The sequence below is a fragment of the Parafrankia sp. BMG5.11 genome (assembly GCF_004337455.1).
Genome location: NZ_SJXI01000065.1, coordinates 37,299 through 57,780 on the forward strand (window position 1 = coordinate 37,299; position 20,482 = coordinate 57,780).

A 20,482-nucleotide genomic window follows, 5' to 3' on the forward strand; every position below is an offset into this window, starting at 1 on the left:
TCAACGCCGGGTCCAGCCCGAGCGCCGGCCTGCCCGCCGCAGAGCGGCCATTTTCAGATGCACTGTGAGTGGTCGATTTCGATCAGCCACCAGTTGTGATAGAGCCGGACCAGGTCGGTGGCGGGGATCGCCGGGTCGAGCAGGGTGGAGACCAGCAGGTAGTAGCCGGTCTTCCTACCGGCGTCGGTGGTGATCGTGATCTCGCAGCGGATCACCCGGACGTCGAGCCGGCCGGCCCGCGAGCGCCAGGAGCCGTCCCGGTAGGTCTCCCCGACCGGGAAGAGCCGGTTGTTGGTGACCCGGACCAGCGGGTCCGCCTCGGTCGCGGCGATCTTCTCCAGCAGCGGCTGGCCGCCGACGTTGCGGTCGGCGAGCACGATCATCCCGGCACGCAGGCTGCTGAGGAGGCGGGTCGCGCAGGTCGGCTCGCCGTCGGACGTCGGTGCGAACACCGCGTCGATCACCCCGCGGGTGCCGCAGGCGATCAGCACGACGAGGCGGACCAGCGGGTAGCCGGTCCCGCCGTGGTTGCCGCCGCCCTTGCGGTGGACGGTCTTGTTCTCGTCGGTGTCCGGCACGACGACCTGTGTCCCGTCGAGCGCGCAGACCAGCCGGCCGTGCCACCACACCGACCCCGTCCAGCCCGCCGCGACCGCCCCACGCACCGCCTCGAACAGGCCGCGCAGTGGCGCGACGCCCAGCCGGCGGCGCGAGGCGGCCATCGACGACGCCGACGGGGACGCTACCGGCATCCCCTTCCTGATCCCGCCGACCAGCTCACGCCACACCCCCGGCCAGCCGGTGTCGGCATGGAGCACACCGGCAAGCAGCAGGTAGACCCCGACCGGGCCGGCAGGCCCCGGACCCTTTTCTGGATCTTCCCGGTCTCGGCCAGCGCGGCGTCGACCAACTCGAAGGGGACCTGGCGGGTGAGCTCACCGAGGTGGCCCGGCGCGAACCGGCCCCCGGCGACACGGACAACACGCGTGACAGATTCGATGGACAGCGGAGCTCCTGGAGCAGGGGACTTGTCTTGGTCGACTGCCTCCTAACGGGGCTCCGCTGCCCGTTTCAGCACGACACTCCGGTCCCCACCGAGTCTTGACAGACCGTTGCCCCCGCTGTAAAACCTGCCAGGCCCGCGGCCGCGCACCCGGGGTGTGGTGAGCGGGAAGGCCGGTCGCCCAGCTCGTGGTGCGAGGCGAAGCCGGTCGCCCGGCGCGCGGTGAGTGGAGAGGCTGGTCGCCCGGCCCGTGGCGAGATCGACATGGTTCGAATGATTTGTGAGGTTCGCCACCTAGCGGACGTCGTGGCGGTCGCGCGACGGCCCGCGGTCGGCTCCTGACACCGTTCGGCGGCTGTCGCCGCCGCGCCCCGGGGCGGGTGGCCGTTACGGCCTGGCGGGCCGCGGCCCGCGTGCCGCGGACGTCCCATCGCTGCTTGGCCGGTAGGCCTTCCCAGGTCAGGGCGGCTCTGCCCGGCCCAGCGCGAGAGCGAAGTTCCTGCTGACTGGAAGTCAAGATCTGGATCCGTCGGGCCACCGGTGCGGCCCCCGGCCGCCGGGCGTCGGCCGACCCCCGGGGCGACATCGATGTCTAGCCGGTCGGCTAGCGTGACAGTCGTATCCCAGGTGTCGCCCAGGGAGGCGGGGGGACGGCCGGCGCAGGCGGCGTGCCCGCGCGCGGGCTGGCCGGTGGGGCGGGCCCGCGGGCGGCCTCGGCCCCCGGTCGGGACCCATGGGGGCGGGTTTGATTCTCGCGGTCGGAGCCGATAGTTTCCTCTCACCGAGAAGGAGCCTTCCGGAAACTGGCAGTGACACTTACCTCATCATGATCGGCCGGGGCAGGGCTGGCAGCGCTGCGTCAAAGCCGTTCGGGTGATGAGATTCGGGGCACCGCCACGGCGCGCGAGAAGAATCGGAAACGCGAATGTCACGCCCGACCAAGGGCCGGCGGGGAGCGGAACCAGTGGCCTCGTCCCCCTGGCTCCGCCGGTCCCGCGGCCTGATCGCCGGCCGACAGCGGCAACGCTGTTCTCGGTGGGGCGATACGCTCGTCCGCGAACCGCGGGTACGTCGTGCCGTCCAGCGGTGGGCCGGTGTGTCGTCGTGGTTTCCGCGGTGCGCGCTCGCCGGTTTCCGGCAGCGATTCGGTTGCTCCAGCATGCCCAGCCCGACCGGACTCGGTTGATCCGCGTTGTCCGGCCGCCCAGGTAGGACCCGGGCGACCAGGTCGCATCCAGGCGATGCGGCCGGTCGGGATAGCAAGAGGAGGAGATCCGTGAGACCCCGTAGAACTGTCGCGGCCGTCGCTGCCCTCGCAGCGGTGACCGTCTTCGTCGCAGGATGTGGCCGCGACTCGGGCGGCGAATTAGGGAGTGAGGACACTCCCGCCACCCAGGGGTCCACGGCCGCCGCAGCGGGTGACTTCGGCGACCTGAAGGACGTCTGTGGCACCGGCGACCCGAAGGGTGCGCCCGCTCAGGGCGTGACCGCGAGCGAGATCAGCGTCGGTGTCTTCAGTGACGTCGGCTTCACCAAGAACTCTGAGTTCGACGACGCCGCCAAGGTGTTCACCTCCTGGTGCAACGAGGCCGGCGGCATCAACGGACGCAAGATCGCCTACAACCTGCGGGACTCGAAGATCTTCGAGACCCGCCAGCGGATGATCGAGTCCTGCCGCGAGGACTTCGCGATCGTCGGCGGTGGCAGCGCGCTCGACGCCGGCGGCGTGGAAGAGCGCCTCAAGTGCCTGCTCCCCGACATCCCCGCGCAGACGAGCCAGCCGGAGAACATCGGCTCGGACCTGCAGATCGACGCGATCGGCGCCGGGCACTCCTACATCCGCTACGCCGGTTACTTCAACTGGCTGCTGAAGGAGGCCTACCCGGCCTCCGCCGGTGCGGTCGGCATCATCGCCGGTGACTCCCCGGTGACCAAGGTCATCGGGGACCAGACGGTGGAGGCCGTGCAGAAGGCCGGCGGGACGGTCGCCTACAACGACCTCTACCCGGCGGCCGGCGTCTCGGACTGGACGCCCTACGCCCAGGCGCTCAAGAGCAAGGGCGTGAAGGGCCTGGTCTTCCAGGGCGACTTCCGCAGCCTCGCGAAGCTCGAGCAGGTGCTGTCGTCGATCGACTACAAGCTCGACTGGATCGACGCCAACAGCAACGCCTACGGATCCGCGTTCGTGGAGCTCGCCGGCGACGCCATCAGCACCCAGAACAACCTGGCCGACCTCAGCGGGGTCGCGCCTCTCGAGGTGGCGGACGAGGCCCCCGCCGTCCAGAAGGTCCTGGACCTCTACAAGGAGTACGCGCCCGACGCGGAGGTCACCTTCCCGGCACTGCGCGCCTTCTCGTCCTGGCTGCTGTTCGCGGAGTCGGCCAAGGAGTGCGGGGACGACCTCACCCGCAAGTGCCTCTACGACACGGCGCGCGAGCAGACCGAATGGACTGCCGGTGGCCTGCAGGCCTCGGTCGACATCACCAAGGCCGACGCGCCGCTGAAGTGCTTCAACGTCGTGCAGGCGAGCGCGGACGGCTGGAAGCCCGCGGACTTCGAGCCTGACACCGGTGCGTTCCGCTGCGATGCCCCTTCCGTCAAGTACACGGGCTCGTACGGCACGCCGCTCACCCTCGCCAGCGTCGGCAAGAGCCTGAGCGACCTCAAGTAAATGGAACAGCTGTTCACTTTCGGGATTGTGGGGCTGAGCACCGCCGCGATCTACGCCATCATCGGCAGCGGTCTGGTGCTCACCTACACCACCACCGGCGTGTTCAACTTCGCGCACGGTGCCGCGGGCATGATGGCCGCGTTCGTGTACTGGCAGCTCACCGAGGGCTGGGGGCTGCCGGTACCGATCGCGCTGGTCCTGGTGCTGGCCGTGCTCGCGCCCGGTTTCGGCCTCCTGGTCGAACGGGTGGTGCTCCGGCCGGTCCAGGGCCTGGGCGAGGCCGAACGCCTGGTGATGACGGTCGCGATGCTGAGCGGTCTCATCGCGGTCGCCCGGTGGATCTGGGACCCGAACGAGGCGCGGTCGCTGCCGACCTTCTTCGCTGACCAGGGCGCGATCGACATCGGGCCCGCCACGATCACCTGGCACCAGGCCCTGACGATGATCGTCGCGGTGGCGGTCGCGGTCGGCCTGCGCGTCCTGCTCTACGGGACGCGCATCGGCGCGGAGATGCGGGCGAGTGTCGACGACCGGGCGCTGGTGGGCCTCACCGGCGCCAACCCGGTCCGCTCGAACCAGGTCGCCTGGATCCTCGGCACCCAGCTGGCGGCGATCGGCGGCATCCTCATCGCGCCGTCGGTCTCCCTGGACGCCGGCCAGCTCTCGCTGCTGATCGTCAGCGCCTACACGGCGGCCATCTTCGGGCGGCTGCGCAGCCTGCCGCTGACCTTCCTCGGCGCGGTCGTCGTCGGGTGCCTGGAGAGCTACCTGACCGGGTACCTCCCGAGCAACGACTACCTGCCGGGGCTGCGGCTCGCGGCGCCCGCGTTGCTGCTGTTCCTGGCGCTGCTGGTCTTCCCGCACCGCCGGCTGCGCGGGCGGGACACGAAGGCCCGCCCGGTCGCCGTCCCGTCGATCCGGGGGACTCTCGTGTTCGCCGGGGTGATCGTGGTGTTCGGGGTCGTGCTGGCCTCGGTCCTGGGCGAGGGCGACCTGATCACCTACGGGACGATCTTCTCGTTCGGTGTGATCGCGCTGTCCTACGTCCCGCTCGCGGGTTACGCCGGGCAGATCTCGCTGTGCCAGCTCAGCATGGCCGGCATCGGCGCCGCGGTCTGGGCGCACATGGGCGCCGACGGCGGGATCTGGGCGCTCGCGGCCACCGTGGTGATCTCGGGGGCGGCCGGTGCGCTGGTCGCGCTGCCGGCACTGCGGCTCTCCGGCGTGTACCTGGCGCTGGGTACGGCGGCCTTCGCGGTCATCCTCGACCGGTGGATCTTCACCCTTCCCGCGTTCGACCTGTTCGGGGCGAAGATCTCGCTGTACGACGGGGGAACGGTCGACGTGTCCGGGCCGTCGCTGTTCGGCTGGCATCTGGACAGTGGCTCCGAGCTGATGGTGTTCTCCGCGGTCTGGCTCGCGCTCACCACCCTGGCGGTGGCGTGGCTGCGTCGTGGCAGGTTCGGCCGTCAGCTCATCGCGCTGCGGGACAGCGAGGCGGCCTACGCCACCCTCGGTGGCAACCTGCTGCGGTCCAAGGTGGCGGTCTTCGCGATGTCCGCGGGCATCGCGGGCCTCGGTGGGGCGCTGTACGGCATGCAGCAGCGGTCGGTCACCGCCGAGCAGTTCGGTCTCGTCGCCGGCCTGCCGCTGTTCCTGATCGCCGTGATCGGCGGCCTCACCTCGGTGGGCAACGGCCTGTTCTCGGGGGCCGCACTGGGCGGATCTTTCCCCGTGATCTCCGCAGCGGGGACGTTCGCGCAGAACATCACCTCGGTGCTGCCCGGCCTCGCCGGGCTCGGGCTCGCGCGGAACCCCGACGGTGCCGTCCCCGAGATGCGCGCCGGCGCCGAGCCGCTCGGCCGGAACAAGCCCGTCCTGGCCGGGCTCATCGGCGTGCTCGTCGTGCTCTGGGTTCTCCAGCTCGGCGACGTGCTCGACGGCTGGCTGACCTTCAGCCTGGCGCTGGTCCTGATCGTCGCGGCCCAGACCTACGCGCAGGTCCGGGAGGCGAAGCCCGTCGAGTCGGACGTCCCCGTCGAATGGTGGGGCGTGCGCCGGGCCTGGCGTCGCGAGGACGAGGAGGTGCTGGCCCGTGGCATTGCTGGAGGTTAAGAACGTGACGGTCGCCTTCGGGGGCGTTCGCGCCCTCGACGGCGTCGCCATCGCGGCCGAGAAGGGGCGGGTCACCGGGCTGATCGGGCCCAACGGGGCCGGCAAGAGCACGCTGTTCGACGTGATCTCCGGGCTGCGCCGGCCGTCGTCCGGGCAGGTGTTCATCGACGGCCACGACGTCACCCGGCTGGGCCCGTCACGGCGCAGCAAGCACGGGCTGGCCCGGACGTTCCAGCGGCTGGAGCTGTTCGGCCGGCTGAGCGTGCGCGACAACCTCCTCGTCGCCGCGGAGCTGGGCCCGGAGCGCCGCAAGGCGGCGACCCTGGTCCCCGAGGTACTGGACAGGCTCGGCCTGACCGGCATCGCGGACACCTCCGCCGACACGCTGCCGACGGGCGTCGCCCGGCTGGTGGAGGTGGCCCGGGCGCTGACGGTCCGGCCGAAGCTCCTCCTGCTCGACGAGCCCGCCGCCGGGCAGGACGCCGAGGAGACCGAGCGCTTCGCCGACCTGCTGCGCTCGCTCGCCGCCGACGGGACCACCGTGGTCATCGTCGAACACGACATGGATCTGGTCATGAGCGTGTGCGACGACCTGTACGTGCTCGACCTGGGCAAGGTCATCGCCGCCGGCTCTCCGGAGGAGATCCGGCGCGACGAGCTCGTCCTGGCCGCCTACCTGGGAGACGCGGCATGACACCTCTCCTGGAACTGCGGGACGTCCGCGCCGCCTACGGGAAGATCACCGTCCTGCACGGCGTGAGCCTGAGCGTCGCGGCGGGTCAGGTGGTCGCCCTGCTCGGGCCGAACGGCGCGGGCAAGACGACCACGCTGAAAGTCGCGGCCGGCACGCACCGGGCCGAGTCGGGCCGGCTGCTGCTGGGCGGGCGCGACATGACCGGAGCGAACCCCCGCGACCTGGCGCGCGCGGGGGTCTGCCTCATCCCGGAGGGGCGTGGGGTTTTCCCCAACCTGTCCGTCCGGGACAACCTCCTGATGATGACCTTCACCGGTCGTTCCCGGGAGCAGATCGAGGAGATCGCGTTCGCGCGGTTCCCCATCCTCGCGAAGCGTGCCAACCAGGCCGCGGGAAGCATGTCGGGCGGGGAGCAGCAGATGCTCGCCCTCGCCCGCGGGCTGGCCACCGACCCCGCCGTCCTGCTCCTCGACGAGCTGTCCATGGGGCTGGCCCCGCTGGTGGTCGCCCGTCTCTACGAGCAGGTGGCCGAGATCGCCCAGCAGGGCGTCGCCGTCCTGGTGGTGGAGCAGTTCGCCGCCGCGGTTCTCGGTATCGCCGACCACGCGGCGGTACTGGTGCGTGGACGGGTCGAACGCCAGGGCGCCCCTGACAGCGAGTTGCGCGCCGAACTATCCGCCCTCTATCTGGGGAGTTCCACATGACGTCCACTGACGCGCGCGCGGACCGCTTCGTCCGCGAGCTCGGGGAGTTGAAGATCCCCGATCCGGCGGCCGGCCGGCCTCAGCTGTGGGTACGGCTCGGGGTGGCGTTACTGGTGGTCGGCGCCGCTCTCGGCGTGACGGCGTACGCGATGTCGCACGGCACCCGGGACCCGCTCGTCCAGCGCGACGCCCTCGCGCTCGGCCTGGGCGGCGTGGTCGCGAGCGTGGTGGGGGCGGCGCTGTTCCTGCGTTACTCCCTGACCGGCTTCCTCCGGTTCTGGATGGCCCGCCAGTCCTACGACCTCGCCCAGCTCGGCGACCGGCTGGCCGGGGTCGAGGCCGTCACCGGCCCGGCGGCCGCGGCGGCCGCGAACGGTGCGGTCGCCAGCTCGGCGGCCGAGCCCGCCGCCGCCGAGGCGCCGGCGGAGACGCCCGAGGCGGCGGCGGAGACGCCCGAGGCGGCGGCCTCCGAGACGGCGGCGCCGGCTGCGGAGCCGGCGACGAAGGAGTCCGTCTCGACCTGACCTGGCGGTCCTGAAAAGGCTTGCGGCCAACGACATCCTCGTTGGCCGCAAGCCTTTTCGCGTTCCCGGAGCCGTCTGGCCAGGCCTTCCGCCATTGCGGACCCACCCGTATTCATGACATCATCCTGCCGTCAAAGCTTCCCGACCGGAGATGGGGGAAATGGTGCGCGCTCGTGTAGCCGGTGCCGAGGGGGTCACGTGGGGGATGAGGGCCGACTGCCCGCAGGCCGTGACGCTACGCCCGCGCCGTCCGTTCCGCTACGAGTCCTCATGATCGGCCGTCCGACCGGACGCCGGTCCCGACGGCTGCTGGTGGTTGTTCCCCTCGCCCTGGCCGGGTTGCTCGCGGCGGCCTGCGGCGGGAGCGACCCGGCGCTGGCGCCGGCGCCGGGTACGGCCGCGGCGGCGGCGAACGACCTCTCCGGCGTCACGCTGCGTTTCGGTGACCAGGTCAACGGGGTCCGCTCCGTGCTGGAAGCCTCCGGCGAGCTGGAGGACACGCCCTACAAGATCGAGTGGAGCCAGTTCCAGGGCGGTGGCCCCACGGTGATCGCGGCGCAGACCGGCGGGGACGTCGACCTCGGGGTGATGGGCGAGACCCCGGTGGTGTTCGCGCAGGCCGCGCACAGCCCGGTGACGGTCGTCGGGGCCGCCCGGATCGTCGACCCGGCGAAGTCGAACTTCGCGCTGGTCGTGAAGAAGGACTCGCCGATCCGGTCCGTCGCGGACCTGCGGGGCGCGACGATCCTCAACAGCCAGGGCACGGTGTCGCAGTACCTGGTCGCGAAGGCGCTGGAGAAGGGCGGCCTCACGACCGACGACGTGAAACTGGTGAACCTCCAGCAGGGCGCGCAGGCCGCCTACGACCGCGGCGACATCGACGTCATCGCCAGCGGGGGACCGCCCCTGGCGATGATGCTGGCGAAGGGCACCGACCGGGTCCTCATGACCGGCACGGGTGTGCTGCCCGGAGTCAACTACCTGGTCGCACGGAACGGCGCTCTCTCCGACGCCGGGCTCAGCGACGCCATCGGCGACTTCCTCGGCCGGCTCGCGCAGGCGCAGGACTGGTACAACGCCCACCCGGACGCCGCCATCGCGATCGTGAAGCCCACCTACAAGGTGGACGACACCGTCGCCCGCGCCCTCATCGACCTCGCGCCCCTGCGCTACGTGCCGATCGACAGGACGGTCACCGACGCCCACCAGCGCGAGGCGGACTTCTTCGCCGATCAGGGCGTGCTGAAGGCGAAGATCGACACGTCGACGGTCTTCGACGACCGTTACAACCCGATCATCAACGCGGTGGCCCAGGGCCGGCCTGGTCCGTCATGACCGACCTGCTGCCCTCGGGCGCGTCCCGCGCCGGGGCGCCCGACCTGGCCGGCGGGGGGCCTGGGCTGGCCGGGGCGGCCGCCGCTCCGGGCGCCGGGGCGGACCTGCCGCCGGCGCCCGGCCTCGTCCGCCCGCGGGCGTCACGGCGGCACACGCACGGGCGCGGGGCGTCACTGGCGCTGCGCGCTCTGCTGCCCCTCATCCTGTTCGGCCTGTGGTGGTGGGGCACCGAGGCGGGCTGGATCTCGTCCGACGTTCTCGTCTCACCCCCGCGGATGGTCGAGACCTTCGGTGACCTGGTGCGCGAGGACGAGCTGTTCCACCAGGTGTCGGTGTCGCTCGGCCTGGCCCTGCGGGGGGCGCTGTTCGGGGCGGCGGCCGGTTTGCTGTTCGGTGTCGTCGCCGGCCTGTGGCGGATCGGCGAGGAGCTGCTCGACGCGGTGCTGCAGATGCTGCGGACCATTCCCTTCCTCGCGGTCGTGCCGCTGTTCATCGTCTGGCTCGGCATCGGCGACCTGCCGAAGGTGCTGCTGATCTCGCTCGCCACGCTGTTCCCGATGTACCTGAACACCTACAACGGCGTCCGCAACGTGGACCGCCGGGTCATCGAGGCCATGGAGGTGTTCGGCCTGCGCGGGGCCCGGCTCGTGCTCACAGTGATCATTCCGCTGGCGCTGCCGTCGATCCTCACCGGGCTGCGGTACTGCCTCGGGATCTCCGTCCTCGCGCTCATCGCCGCCGAGCAGATCAACTCCAGCGCCGGCCTCGGCTACCTCATGTACCAGGCGCAGTCGATGCAGCAGGTCGACGTCCTGGTGGTGGTGCTGGCCATCTACGCCGTGCTCGGGCTCCTGTCGGACCTGGTGGTCCGGGTGCTCGAACGCCTGCTGATGCCGTGGCACCGCGGCCTGGCCGTCCGATGAGCCGCTCGACGAGCGCGGGCCCGGCGGCGCCGCCACGCCCGGGCACCGGCGCGCAGGCCGGCGGTGAGCTGGCCGTACAGGTCCGGGCGGCCCGTAAGACCTTCGAACGCCCGGTGCTCGACGGGGTGGATCTCGCCATCCACGCCGGCGAGTTCGTGGCGCTGCTCGGTGCCAGTGGCAGCGGCAAGACCACACTGCTGCGCATCCTCGCCGGCCTCGAGGCCGCCGACGACGGCGCGGTCTGGGTGCCGCCCACCCGCACCGTCGTCTTCCAGGAGCCCCGGCTGGTGCCGTCGCAGAAGGTCTGGCGCAACGTCGTCGTCGGGCAGCGGGGTGGCCGCGGCGCGCGCGAGGCGGCCCGCGCCGCCCTCGCCGAGGTCGGGCTGGCCGAATGGGCGGACGCCTGGCCGTCCACGCTCTCCGGCGGCCAGGCCCAGCGGGTCGCCCTGGCCCGGGCGCTGGTGCGCGAGCCGCGGCTGCTCCTGCTCGACGAACCGTTCGCCGCGCTCGACGCGCTCACCCGGATCAGGATGCGCGAGCTCATCGGCGAGCTCTGCGCCCGGCACCGGCCGGCCGTGCTCCTGGTGACCCACGACGTCGACGAGGCCGTCGTCCTCGCCGACCGCGCCGTCGTGCTGACCGACGGCCGGATCTCGCTCGACCGGCCGATCGGCCTGCCCCGCCCGCGCGCCGTGGGCGACCCGGGCTTCGCACAGGCCCGCCGCCTGCTGCTCGAGGAGCTGGGCGTCCACGAGTCGCGGCAGGCCGAGGGCCCGATCCCCGGCACGACCGAGAACGGCAAGCCTGTGGATGCCCGGGAGACCCCGGGCTTTACTACCTGACTACCTGTTCCGCGGCGCGGGCGCGTGGGCGCCCGGCCGACCGAGATGTGGAGGAGACACCATGGCGATCGACCTGACCGGCGGTCTGAGCGACGACCGCGAGTACGTGTTCCCCGCCCAGCCCGACAACCCGGACATGCGCGAGTCGGTCAACGCGTGGGTGTGGGACGACGGCGTCGAGTTCGGATTACCCCGAATCGGCATCGAGGCCGCCGCGGACCAGTGGGACACCCACGACATCCAGGTGAACATCGCGTTCGCCGGCGGCCGGGTGCTCAACATGTACGGCCCCAGGAAGGTGCACGACCCGCTGGGCGCGGACGGGAAGGCCCGCGTCCTGGGCGCGGGGCCGCTGTCCTTCGAGCTGGTCGAGCCCTATCGGCACTGGAAGATGCACCTGGAGGGCCCCGCGGTGGTGACCTCCGCCGAAGGCCAGATCGGCGGCTGGAAGCGCGGCGTCACCGGCGGGCCGACCGTCGAGGTGCGCCTCGAGCTGGACATCAGGTCCGCGGTGCCGCCGTGGGAGGGCGGCACGCTCCTCGAGGAGGCCGGCCGGGTCCTCGCCACCCAGGAGGAGGGCGACCTGATGGGCGGCCCCCGCTTCGAGCAGCTCTCCCGGGTGACCGGCAGCCTGCAGGTCGACGACGAGGTCCACGAGCTCGACGGCGGTGGCCTGCGGATCCGCCGCGCGGGCGTTCGCCGGCTCGCCACCTTCCGCGGGCACGTCTGGCAGTCGGCGCTGTTCCCGAGCGGGCGCGCGTTCGGTCTGTGCCTCTACCCGCCGCGCGCCGACGGCAAGGCGACCTTCAACGAGGGCTTCCTCTTCGAGGGCGACGGTGCGCTCATCCCGGCCCGCGTCGTGGACGCGCCCTGGCTGCGTGAGCTGCGGCCCACCGGCGAGGATGTCTCCGTCACCCTCGAGACCGAGGACGGCCGGACGACGACGATCCACGGCGAGTCGCTCCTGTCGACCTTCGCGGTGATGGGCGCGGACATCGGCTCCCAGCGCCTGAACCTGCAGCAGGCCATCGCCCGCTACACCTGGGACGGCGAGACCGCGAACGGCATGATGGAACGCTCCAGCGTGAGCGACACGGTCGCCCGGTGACCGCGGCCACCTCCGGCGCCGAGCCCGGGTCCGGCCGGGAGTCGACGGCGCCGGAGGCGGCCCGCAGGTCGGGCTTCTGATTGTCGCTGGCTCGGTCAGCCGCCGACAGTGGAGTTCTGAGCCGCGGTGACGATGGTCCTGGCGTCCGCGGGTGTCAGGAACCCGCGGAACACCGACGTCCACGCGGACGCCCGCACCTTGTTCACGTAGTCGGCGTGGGTCGGGTAGAGCTGGCGAAGCACCGGCTCCGCGGTCTGCGGCGCGGTCGGGTTGGACGGGTCGCCCGCGTTGTGCGTGTCCCAGGGGTCGGCGTCGCCGTTCCACGGGTCGGTCGCGCCGAACAGGCCGCAGAACAGGGCTGCGGCACCCTCGGCGAAGCGCTGTCCGGTCAGGGTCCTGGTGGGCACCGCGACGTCCGGAAGCCGGATGCCACCGCGGGCCAGCCCGGTGGCCGGGTCGCGGACCGGCGTGTTGCCCTGCATGCTGAGGGTCGTGCCGGTGGCCGGCGCGGGCCCGCCCCGCATCCACCGGTTCACGGCCGACAGGGCGGCGTTCAGAGAGTAGTGCGCCGGGCCGTCGTTGATGGGCGGTGTATTGGCCCCGCAGTCGCGAGGCGGAACGGGCTTGCCGAACATGCGCTCGTACACGGGCTGCCCGGTGGTGAGGAGCCACTGGTCGGCATGGGAGGTGCCGGCGAGCTCCCAGGTGTGCACGGTCGCCGAGTCCGGCTGCCGGGCGGTCACATGGAGCGTCATGTCGGTCTCGGTCAGCACGACGAAGGTCGGCACCCTCAGATCGGTACGGATGAGGGTCGGATTGGGCATCGTCTCCGACGGGTCGGCGTTCAGCGGGGGCGGTGCCGCCATGTTGCTGTGGATGAGATACCCGTCGTACGCCCGGGCCACCGGAGCCACCGCGTTGACATAGGTCGTCAGGCGCATCGCGGACTGCGACTCACCCACGCCGAGCAGCTTCGTGAACTTGAGTTTCCCGAGCGGATTCGGTCCGTTCGGAGTGCGCAACGCCTGCGCCGCCTGCGAGAAGATGTCGTACGAGTACTGGTCGCCGGGGTGGCTGAGGGTCCCGTACCGGGCCTGGTCCCAGGCCTTGAGGCCGGGGTAGGCTCCCGTCGCGTTGACGCCGAGCTGCTGGGCGGAGACGCCGACGTAGGCGTAGCCGGAACGCAGGATCTCGTCGCGCATGGTTGTCCAGTCCACCTGCGCGTCGATGCCGCCGCTGACGTTGAACCACTCGACCAGGACGGTCCCGTTGAACTTCGCCGGGTCCGACGGATAACGGACCAGCATCCTGCTCTGGTAGGGGGCCTGCGTGCCCGGTGTCACCTGCCATCTGCCATCCGAGCCGAATGTGCCGTTCCTGTTGTAGGCGGTGGCCGTGCCGCCGAACAGGAACTCCCGCTCCACGTAGCCCCTGGCGGCGAGGAGCGCCGGGTCCTCCGCCTGGAACGGGAAGCCGTGGCTACCAGCCGCCGGCTCGGTGATCGTCGGGGACGCGACGGCGCCCGCTCCGGCGCCCGCTCCGGCGCCCGCCCCGGGCGCCGCGGTCGCGGCCGGGCCGCAGACCGCGAGCACCGCGGACGTGCAGGCCGCCGCGGCGAGCAGCGCGGTGACGCGCCTGCCCGGTAATCGTGGAAAGGGCATGTGAAACCTCCACCGATTTTCCGTCTTGAGATGGGAGATGGTCATTCTCGCGCCAACCTGATCTGAGGTGCCAGGCTCACCCGATGGCTGGCACCGAGGTGCCAGTTCCCGACGGCGTCCGTTCTGCCGCCGATGGTCGCGGGCTTTCCGTTGCTCGCAGAAAGGCTCGCCTTCAGCGCGGAGAATGACACGGGCTGGCGAAGGCCCACAGGTCGAAACCGTCGTCGGAGTTGTCGAAGAGCCGGACGTCACAGCGCACGAGAAGATGACCGCGCTCGGCGCCTGATTCGCCTGGAACAGAGAACCTCCGGTCGCGGTTTGGTCAGGACATGACCGACTCACCGTTCGACCCGCACGCGCTGCTCGCGCAGAGCCGGCTCGGTGTCCTGGCCACGATCAGATCGGACGGCCGTCCGCAGCTGTCGCCCGTCCTGCCGTTCTACGAGGAGCAGTCCGGTGTGCTCTACGTGTCGATGACGGAGGGCCGGGCCAAGACGGCGAACCTGCGCCGCAAGCCCTGGGCGGCGCTGGAGGTCACCAGCCCCGACGGCCGGTCGTGGGCGACCGTGGAGGGCCCGGTCACCCTCACCGGGCCGGGAGCGGACCCACACGGCCCCGAGGTCGAGGCCCTGGTCGACTACTACCGGGCCGCCGCCGGCGAGCACCCGGACTGGCACGAGTACCGCGCGGTCATGGTGACCGAGCGCAGGGTGCTCATGGCGATGGCAGTGGCTCACCTGTACGGGCAACACCTCGGCTGACTCCCGTCGCACAGGCCGGCCGTCCACTGGGGCGGGAACGGACCCTGATCACCCAGACAGCAAATCCCCTTCAAAGGCGGGGCGGATCGCCGCCTCGCCGCTCAGGCTGTGCCGGTGGACCGAGATCCCGACGCCATCAGTCTCGTTCCGGCGCAGCGAGAGGCCCGATCCCGACCGCCCGAGGGGCCCGATCCGGGGACCGGCGCACCGGAGCAGGCACGTGACCCGGTACTGACCTATGGAAGGGAGGACGACGACACCCCACGCCCATGGAGCCGGCACGACCGGACAATGGAACGGACCGGCGTGCTCGCGATGACCCGGCGGCTGCCAGGGCTGCTCCGGCTGGCCTGGTCACTGGCCTGGGAGGCCGACCGGATCGGCCTGGTCACCATGGTCGGCCTGCGAGTTCTGTCCGGGTTGGTCGAGGCCGCCGGCCTGCTCGCCGTCGCCGGCGCGCTGACGGCGGTGCTCAGCGAGGGTCCGACCCCGCAGCGGCTGCACGACGCGATTCCCGCGCTGGTCCTCGTCGTCGGCGCCGGCGTCGTCCGGACGGCGATCTCCCTGGTCACCAGCCTCCTGCAGAGCCGCTTCGGGCCCAGGGTCGACCGCGTCTCGATCGTGCGGCTACTCGACCTGGCCACCCGGACGTCCGTGATGTCCTTCGACGACCCCCGGTTCGTCGACGATCTTGATGCGGCCGAGCGGGGTGCCGCCAGCGGGCGTCAGCTCGTCGACAACGCGGTCAACGTGTTCACCTCGGGGGTGCAGATGGTCGCCGCCGGCAGCGTCCTGGGTGTGTTGCACCCGCTCCTGCTGCCGCTGCTGGTGCTCTCGATTCTGCCGGACGGCTGGGCGACGGCGCGTTCGGCGCGGCTGGCGCACGCCTCCTGGCTCGGGCGCATCCGCAAGATCCGGCGTCAGTTCATGCTGCGCAACCACATGACCGACCGGGACTGCTCCGCGGAGATCCGCTCGTTCGGCCTGAACCGCTTCCTGCTGGACGAGTACATCGCGCTGGCCCGGGAGAACGAGGCCGAGCAGGTGCGCGTCGCCCGGGGCCAGGCGCTGTACCGGCTGACCGGGGAGGTCGTGTCCGGACTCGCGCTGGGGGCCGTGTACGTGACGCTGGTCCTCCTGCTCAACGCCGAGATCATGCCGCTCGCCGCCGCGGGCACGGCGGTCCTGGCCATCCGGAACGGGCGAGGCGCGCTGTCCTCGGCGCTCGACAGCCTGAACAGCGCCTTCGAGAACTTCCTGTACTTCGGGGAGTACCGGTCGTGGATCGCGGAGGCGGCCCGCCGGGTACCGGCGCCACGCGGCGACATGGCGCCGGCCGAACCGGCGGTCGTCCGGGTCGACGCCGCCACCTACACCTACCCGCACACCGACACCCCGGCGCTGCGCGGGGTCACCGTCGAGCTGCGGCGCGGCCAGGTCGTCGCGTTCGTCGGCGCCAACGGCAGCGGCAAGTCCACCCTCGCGAAGATCCTCGCGGGCCTGTACGAACCGGACGAGGGGACGGTCAGCTGGGACGGGGTCGACCTGGCCCAGGTCGACCCGGACAGCGTCCGGGCACGGGTCGGTCTGATCCCGCAGCAGTACACACAGTGGCCGATGTCGGCCCGGCTCAACATCGCCGTCGGGAACATCGACCGGCTCGCGGCGGACGGCCCGGACAGCGTGATCCCGGCCGCGACGGCCACCGGCGCGGCCGAGGTGATCGAGAAGCTGCCGTACGGCTACGACACCTCGCTGGCCCGGCAGTACAACTCGGGGCACGACCTCTCCGGCGGGCAGTGGCAGCGGATCGCCTGCGCGCGGGCGGTCTACCGGGACGCCCCGTTCCTCATCGCGGACGAGCCGTCCGCGGCCCTCGACGCCCGCGCCGAGCAGGCGCTCTTCGACCTGATCCGCGAGCAGGGGCGGGACAGGGTGGTCCTGCTGATCACCCACCGGCTGGCCAGCGTGCGCACCGCCGACCGCATCTACGTCCTCGACGAGGGCCTGGTCGTCGACAACGGCACGCACGCCGAGCTGATGACGCGGCCCGGCATCTACCAGGAGCTGTTCAACCTGCAGGCACGACAGTTCGTCGACCTGCCGGATCCGGCGGCGCCAATGCCCTGACGGCCCGGTGGGCGCGCGGACGCCAGTCGCTCGGCGGTGGTACCGCGGAGCGCGGGTCCGCGCCGTCGGCTAGCATGCCCCGCATGCTCGCGCGGATGAACTTCTGGTGGCCCGTCACAGTGGCGGCCCACTCCCACCGCGCGTAGATCTCTCCCGCGGCCGCCCTGCCCGGCGGCCGCCGTTGTTTCCCATCCCGGGGCAGGGCTGATCGCCGAGTCCAGGCGACCGCCCGGCGACCAAGGAAACGACCATGGAACTGCTCCGCCACCTGCTCGGCGCGCTCACCGCGGGCCGGGACCCCGGCCCGTTCGCGCTGCTCCGCCGCGAAGGCGCCGATCATCTCGACGTCCTCACCGGGGACGTCGAGGTCGCCTCCCGGCTGGCCGACATCCCGCTGCCACCGGGGCCGGCCGGGCCGCGCACGCTGGCGCTCGTGCCGTTCCGGCAGATCGTCGAACGCGGCTTCGCCTGCGTCGACGACGGCGCCCCGCTGGAGTGCCTGCGGGTCAACGGGCACGAGCGGGTGCCGCTGCCGGCCGCCCTTGCGGCTCTGCCGGCGGGTGCCGTGACCGCCACCGGCGGGCGGTTCGACATCGGTGACGAGCGTTACGCCGAGATCGTGGGCGAGGTGCTCCGCGACGAGATCGGTCGCGGGGAGGGCGCGAACTTCGTCATCCACCGCACCTACACCGCCTCGATCGCGGGCCCGCCGCTGACCGCCGCGCTCACCGCGCTGCGCCGCCTGCTCACCGGCGAACGGGGCGCCTACTGGACGTTCCTCGTCCACACCGGAACGCGCATCCTGGTCGGGGCCACCCCGGAACGCCACGTCAGCGTCGACGCCGGGCTGGTGCGGATGAACCCGATCTCCGGCACCCACCGGCTGCCGGCCTCCGGGCCCGACCGCGGCGCCCTGCTGCGGTTCCTGTCCGACCGCAAGGAGATCGACGAGCTGTTCATGGTGCTCGACGAGGAGCTGAAGATGATGGCCCGGGTCGCCGAGCACGGCGGGCAGGTGCTCGGGCCGTACCTCAAGGAGATGTCGCACCTCGTCCACACCGAGTACCTGCTGGCCGGACGGGGCTGCCTCGACGTCCGGGAGGTACTGCGCGAGACGATGTTCGCCCCGACCGTCACCGGCAGCCCGCTGGAGAACGCGTTCCGGGTGATCGCCCGGCACGAGGGCCGCGGGCGGCGTTACTACGCCGGCGTGCTCGCCCTGCTCGGCCGGGACGAGGCGGGCGCGCAGACCCTCGACGCGCCGATCCTGATCCGGACCGCGGAGATCTCGCCCGGCGGCGACCTGCGCGTGCCGGTCGGCGCGACCCTCGTCCGCCACTCCACCCCGGCCGGCGAGACGGCGGAGACACACACCAAGGCCGCCGGGATGCTCGCCGCCCTGGGCCTGCGCCCGCCCGCCACCGGCGCGGCCCCGGCCCCGGGCGCCGTCAGGGACGTGGCTGACCCCGTCGGCGCGGGCGTCCCGCTGGGAGCCGATCCGGAGATCGCCGCCGTGCTCGCCGGCCGCAACCTCGGCCTGGCCCGGTTCTGGATGGCGGAACGCGCCCCGGCGCCGAACCCGGCCCCCGGGCTGGCCGGCAGGTCGGCGCTCGTCGTCGACGGCGAGGACACCTTCACGGGGATGCTCGCCCACCAGCTGCGCGCACTCGGCCTGACGGTCACCGTGCGGCCGTGGCACTCGGCCGGGGACACCGCCCGATTCGATCTGGTGGTGCCCGGCCCCGGCCCGGGAGATCCAACAGTGCGTGCCGACCCCCGGATGGCAGCGATGCGCGGTGTCGTGGCCGACCTGCTGGCACGGCGGCGGCCGATGCTCGCGATCTGCCTGGGCCACCAGCTCCTCGCCGGCCTGCTCGGGCTGCGCCTGCGCCGCCGGGAGGCCACCTACCAGGGGCTGGCCCGCGAGATCGACCTGTTCGGCCACCGGCGCCGGGTCGGTTTCTACTCCACGTTCACCGCGGAGTTCGACCAGGACGAGATCCTCACCCCCCACGGTGTGGTCCAACTCGCCCGCGACCCCGCGGGCGTTCGGGACCTCGCCGGCAATTCGGACGACCGGCGGGACGAGGCGGTGCACGCGTTGCGTGGGCCGACCTTCGCCGGGCTCCAGTTCCACCCGGAGTCGGTGCTCAGCCTGGACGGCCACGAGGTTCTGCGCGACCTGCTGACGGATCTGCTGCTCGTTCCCGTGCGCCTGGCCTGATCGCGCGCCCGTCACACGCCACATCGTCTACTCGCCCTTTTGACGTCCTTCTCGCCGTTTCAGAATCGGATCCGGCCCGATTCACCCTCGAAACAGCGAGAAGGACACTAAACGACGAGCAGTTCTATTTGTGACCCCGGCCCCGGGGCCCGGGCCCGGATTTCGGTTCGTCCCGCGATCGGGTCGGGCTGGTTACTCGACGACGTAGCGGCGGGGGATCCAGGTCTGGCTGTCGATCGGCGGGCGCTTGTAGGCCCGGTCCTGGCGGGGCGGCAGGTCGACGGCGGGGTACGGGAGGGCCTCGTAGGGCACCGTCGACAGCAGGTGGCTGATCAGGTTCAGCCGGGCGCTGCGCTTGTCGTCCGCGTCGACCACGTACCACGGGGCCTGCCGGATGTCGGTGTAGGCGAACATCTCGTCCTTGGCCTCGGCGTAGTCGACCCAGTGGGCACGGGCCTGCAGGTCCATGTCGGAGAGCTTCCAGCGCTTCTCCGGGTTCTTGATCCGGTCCGCGAACCGGCGCTCCTGCTCGGCGTCGCTCAGCGAGAGCCAGTACTTGACCAGGGTCAGCCCCGACCGGACCAGCGCGCGCTCCAGCTGGGGGCACGTCCGCAGGAACTCCTCGTATTCCTCGTCGGTGCAGAATCCCATCACCCGTTCCACCCCGGCGCGGTTGTACCAGCTCCGGTCGAAGAACACGATCTCGCCGCCCGCCGGCAGATGGGTGATGTAACGCTGGAAGTACCATTGGGTGCGTTCCCGCTCGGTCGGCGTGCCGAGGGCGACGACCCGGAAATGGCGGGGGTTGAGACGTTCGGTGATGCGTTTGATGACGCCGCCCTTGCCGGCGGTGTCCCGGCCCTCCATGATGACGGCGACCCGCCGCCCGGAGTGGACGATCCATTCCTGCATTCGCACCAGCTCGGTCTGCAGCCGGGCCAGCTCCTTGTCGTAGGCCGTTCTCGACAGGCGCTCCGGGGTCACGTCGGCGGGCATAGCGGCAACTGTCGGCCGCGGCGCCCGGCCTGTCAACGCCCGTACCCGGGCGGTTACCAGAGGCGGTCAGAGACCTACGGTGCTGTCGAGGAGCTCTCGGATCATGTCCGCGTGGCCGTTGTGCCGGGCCTACTCCCGGATGCGGACTGCCCGCGACCGCCGGGTCGTACCAGATCCGTCCCAGGTCGGGCTTCGCCTCCAGGATCCGGCTGAACCAGTTCCGCTCGGTCTCCGCCAGGTGGCAGAGCAGGCCGTGCAGGGACAGCGGCGACGTGACCACCGGCCTGGCTCTGCGCAGGTCGTCGCTCAGCCCGTCGCACTTCGCCAACAGGGTCGACCGGTGGAACTCGAGCCAGCCGTCGAGCAGCTCCCGTTCGTCCTGGAGGTAGGTGAGGCGAGCCCTGGCGGGCGGCTCCGGTTCGTCAGCCACCAACCGTTCCTTCGCGCGCCGCGGTCGGCAGGTCGTGGGCTCGGGCGCGGGCGTAGGGCTCGAACACGGTCGCGATGTGCCCCTGTTCCGCGGCGGACTTCGGCCGTTGCAGCTCGGTAGAGGTGGGGAAGCCCGGCCCAGGCGGTCACCGCGTCCCACAGCCGGCCGGCGGCCGCGCCGACCGGCGCCGGGGCCACAACCGGGCCGAACTGATCTCCCTGCCAACTCTGTCCGGTCGATCGTGTCGGCCCCGGGAACGGGCGCCTTTGCGGTCCGGTCACGTGCGTGGCACGCAAATTGGCAACAGCAACCTTTCGCCGGCCCGGAGGCCTGCCAACGTCGCCGGAACTCGCCGGGAGAG

15 protein-coding genes and 2 pseudogenes are annotated in these 20,482 nt (G+C 71.8%); 12 read left to right on the forward strand and 5 right to left on the reverse strand.

Annotated elements, in window-relative coordinates; genetic code table 11:
• Positions 1–53: 53 nt before the first annotated feature.
• A complete protein-coding gene (locus E0504_RS36700) occupies positions 54–752 on the reverse strand; it encodes a transposase (protein ID WP_131626758.1) in 699 nt (232 codons plus the stop codon).
• A pseudogene (locus E0504_RS54530) lies at positions 729–910 on the reverse strand (transposase domain-containing protein); the annotation flags it as partial. The pseudogene E0504_RS54530 and the gene E0504_RS36700, both read right to left, overlap by 24 nt.
• Positions 911–2,279: 1,369 nt before the next feature.
• Between E0504_RS54530 and E0504_RS36710 the strand changes: the two are divergent.
• The 9 genes from E0504_RS36710 to E0504_RS36750 all read left to right on the forward strand — a co-directional run bounded on the left by E0504_RS36710 (position 2,280) and on the right by E0504_RS36750 (position 11,919).
• Complete coding sequence (locus E0504_RS36710; RefSeq protein ID WP_112108278.1) at positions 2,280–3,674, forward strand: ABC transporter substrate-binding protein; 1,395 nt, start codon at positions 2,280–2,282, stop codon at positions 3,672–3,674.
• Positions 3,675–5,789 (forward strand): ABC transporter permease, encoded by a 2,115-nt coding sequence (locus tag E0504_RS36715; protein ID WP_112108277.1) that lies wholly within the window; start codon positions 3,675–3,677, stop codon positions 5,787–5,789.
• Positions 5,770–6,483 (forward strand): ABC transporter ATP-binding protein, encoded by a 714-nt coding sequence (locus E0504_RS36720; RefSeq protein ID WP_071066977.1) that lies wholly within the window; start codon positions 5,770–5,772, stop codon positions 6,481–6,483. The genes E0504_RS36715 and E0504_RS36720 overlap by 20 nt, the downstream gene beginning before the upstream one ends.
• Positions 6,480–7,187: an ABC transporter ATP-binding protein gene (locus tag E0504_RS36725; RefSeq protein WP_020461396.1), complete on the forward strand. Its 708-nt coding sequence runs from the start codon at positions 6,480–6,482 to the stop codon at positions 7,185–7,187. The genes E0504_RS36720 and E0504_RS36725 overlap by 4 nt, the downstream gene beginning before the upstream one ends.
• Entirely contained in the window at positions 7,184–7,711 is a 528-nt protein-coding gene (locus E0504_RS36730; protein ID WP_131626759.1) for a hypothetical protein, read from the forward strand. Before E0504_RS36725 ends, E0504_RS36730 begins: the two co-directional genes overlap by 4 nt.
• Before the next feature lie 270 nt (positions 7,712–7,981).
• The gene (locus E0504_RS36735) at positions 7,982–9,046 is read left to right on the forward strand and encodes an ABC transporter substrate-binding protein (RefSeq protein ID WP_243657786.1); all 1,065 of its coding nucleotides are present in this window, start codon (positions 7,982–7,984) and stop codon (positions 9,044–9,046) included.
• On the forward strand, positions 9,043–9,969 hold the full coding sequence (locus tag E0504_RS36740; protein WP_112108274.1) for an ABC transporter permease: 927 nt from the start codon (positions 9,043–9,045) through the stop codon (positions 9,967–9,969). The genes E0504_RS36735 and E0504_RS36740 overlap by 4 nt, the downstream gene beginning before the upstream one ends.
• The gene (locus E0504_RS36745) at positions 9,966–10,811 is read left to right on the forward strand and encodes an ABC transporter ATP-binding protein (protein WP_112108273.1); all 846 of its coding nucleotides are present in this window, start codon (positions 9,966–9,968) and stop codon (positions 10,809–10,811) included. The genes E0504_RS36740 and E0504_RS36745 overlap by 4 nt, the downstream gene beginning before the upstream one ends.
• Positions 10,812–10,872: 61 nt before the next feature.
• Complete coding sequence (locus E0504_RS36750) at positions 10,873–11,919, forward strand: hypothetical protein (protein WP_112108272.1); 1,047 nt, start codon at positions 10,873–10,875, stop codon at positions 11,917–11,919.
• Positions 11,920–12,014: 95 nt separating this feature from the next.
• Here E0504_RS36750 and E0504_RS36755 read toward each other — a convergent pair whose 3' ends face one another.
• Positions 12,015–13,580: an alpha/beta hydrolase domain-containing protein gene (locus E0504_RS36755; RefSeq protein WP_112108271.1), complete on the reverse strand. Its 1,566-nt coding sequence runs from the start codon at positions 13,578–13,580 to the stop codon at positions 12,015–12,017.
• Positions 13,581–13,909: 329 nt separating this feature from the next.
• Between E0504_RS36755 and E0504_RS36760 the strand changes: the two genes are divergently transcribed.
• From E0504_RS36760 to E0504_RS36770, 3 genes are all read left to right on the forward strand, one after another.
• A complete protein-coding gene (locus E0504_RS36760; RefSeq protein WP_071066984.1) occupies positions 13,910–14,341 on the forward strand; it encodes a PPOX class F420-dependent oxidoreductase in 432 nt (143 codons plus the stop codon).
• Between the two features lie 291 nt (positions 14,342–14,632).
• A complete protein-coding gene (locus tag E0504_RS36765; protein WP_235014567.1) occupies positions 14,633–16,471 on the forward strand; it encodes an ABC transporter ATP-binding protein in 1,839 nt (612 codons plus the stop codon).
• 250 nt (positions 16,472–16,721) lie between these two features.
• Complete coding sequence (locus tag E0504_RS36770; protein WP_112108269.1) at positions 16,722–18,695, forward strand: chorismate-binding protein; 1,974 nt, start codon at positions 16,722–16,724, stop codon at positions 18,693–18,695.
• Positions 18,696–18,887: 192 nt separating this feature from the next.
• On the opposite strand, the gene ppk2 is transcribed toward E0504_RS36770, so the two are convergent.
• Positions 18,888–19,691, reverse strand: coding sequence for a polyphosphate kinase 2 (gene ppk2 / locus E0504_RS36775; RefSeq protein ID WP_112108268.1), 804 nt, complete (start codon positions 19,689–19,691; stop codon positions 18,888–18,890).
• 229 nt (positions 19,692–19,920) lie between these two features.
• Positions 19,921–20,280: pseudogene (locus E0504_RS54535) on the reverse strand (DUF664 domain-containing protein); the annotation flags it as partial.
• Positions 20,281–20,482 lie beyond the last annotated feature (202 nt).

Excerpts from the sequence above, each read along its gene's own strand:
- E0504_RS36700 (WP_131626758.1), bottom strand. The coding sequence starts at position 752 with ATGCCGGTAGCGTCCCCGTCGGCGTCGTCGATGGCCGCCTCGCGCCGC.
- E0504_RS36715 (WP_112108277.1), top strand. The coding sequence starts at position 3,675 with ATGGAACAGCTGTTCACTTTCGGGATTGTGGGGCTGAGCACCGCCGCG.
- E0504_RS36725 (WP_020461396.1), top strand. The coding sequence starts at position 6,480 with ATGACACCTCTCCTGGAACTGCGGGACGTCCGCGCCGCCTACGGGAAG.
- E0504_RS36730 (WP_131626759.1), top strand. The coding sequence starts at position 7,184 with ATGACGTCCACTGACGCGCGCGCGGACCGCTTCGTCCGCGAGCTCGGG.
- E0504_RS36735 (WP_243657786.1), top strand. The coding sequence starts at position 7,982 with ATGATCGGCCGTCCGACCGGACGCCGGTCCCGACGGCTGCTGGTGGTT.
- E0504_RS36740 (WP_112108274.1), top strand. The coding sequence starts at position 9,043 with ATGACCGACCTGCTGCCCTCGGGCGCGTCCCGCGCCGGGGCGCCCGAC.
- E0504_RS36745 (WP_112108273.1), top strand. The coding sequence starts at position 9,966 with ATGAGCCGCTCGACGAGCGCGGGCCCGGCGGCGCCGCCACGCCCGGGC.
- E0504_RS36750 (WP_112108272.1), top strand. The coding sequence starts at position 10,873 with ATGGCGATCGACCTGACCGGCGGTCTGAGCGACGACCGCGAGTACGTG.
- E0504_RS36755 (WP_112108271.1), bottom strand. The coding sequence starts at position 13,580 with ATGCCCTTTCCACGATTACCGGGCAGGCGCGTCACCGCGCTGCTCGCC.
- E0504_RS36760 (WP_071066984.1), top strand. The coding sequence starts at position 13,910 with ATGACCGACTCACCGTTCGACCCGCACGCGCTGCTCGCGCAGAGCCGG.
- E0504_RS36765 (WP_235014567.1), top strand. The coding sequence starts at position 14,633 with ATGGAACGGACCGGCGTGCTCGCGATGACCCGGCGGCTGCCAGGGCTG.
- E0504_RS36770 (WP_112108269.1), top strand. The coding sequence starts at position 16,722 with ATGGAACTGCTCCGCCACCTGCTCGGCGCGCTCACCGCGGGCCGGGAC.
- ppk2 (WP_112108268.1), bottom strand. The coding sequence starts at position 19,691 with ATGCCCGCCGACGTGACCCCGGAGCGCCTGTCGAGAACGGCCTACGAC.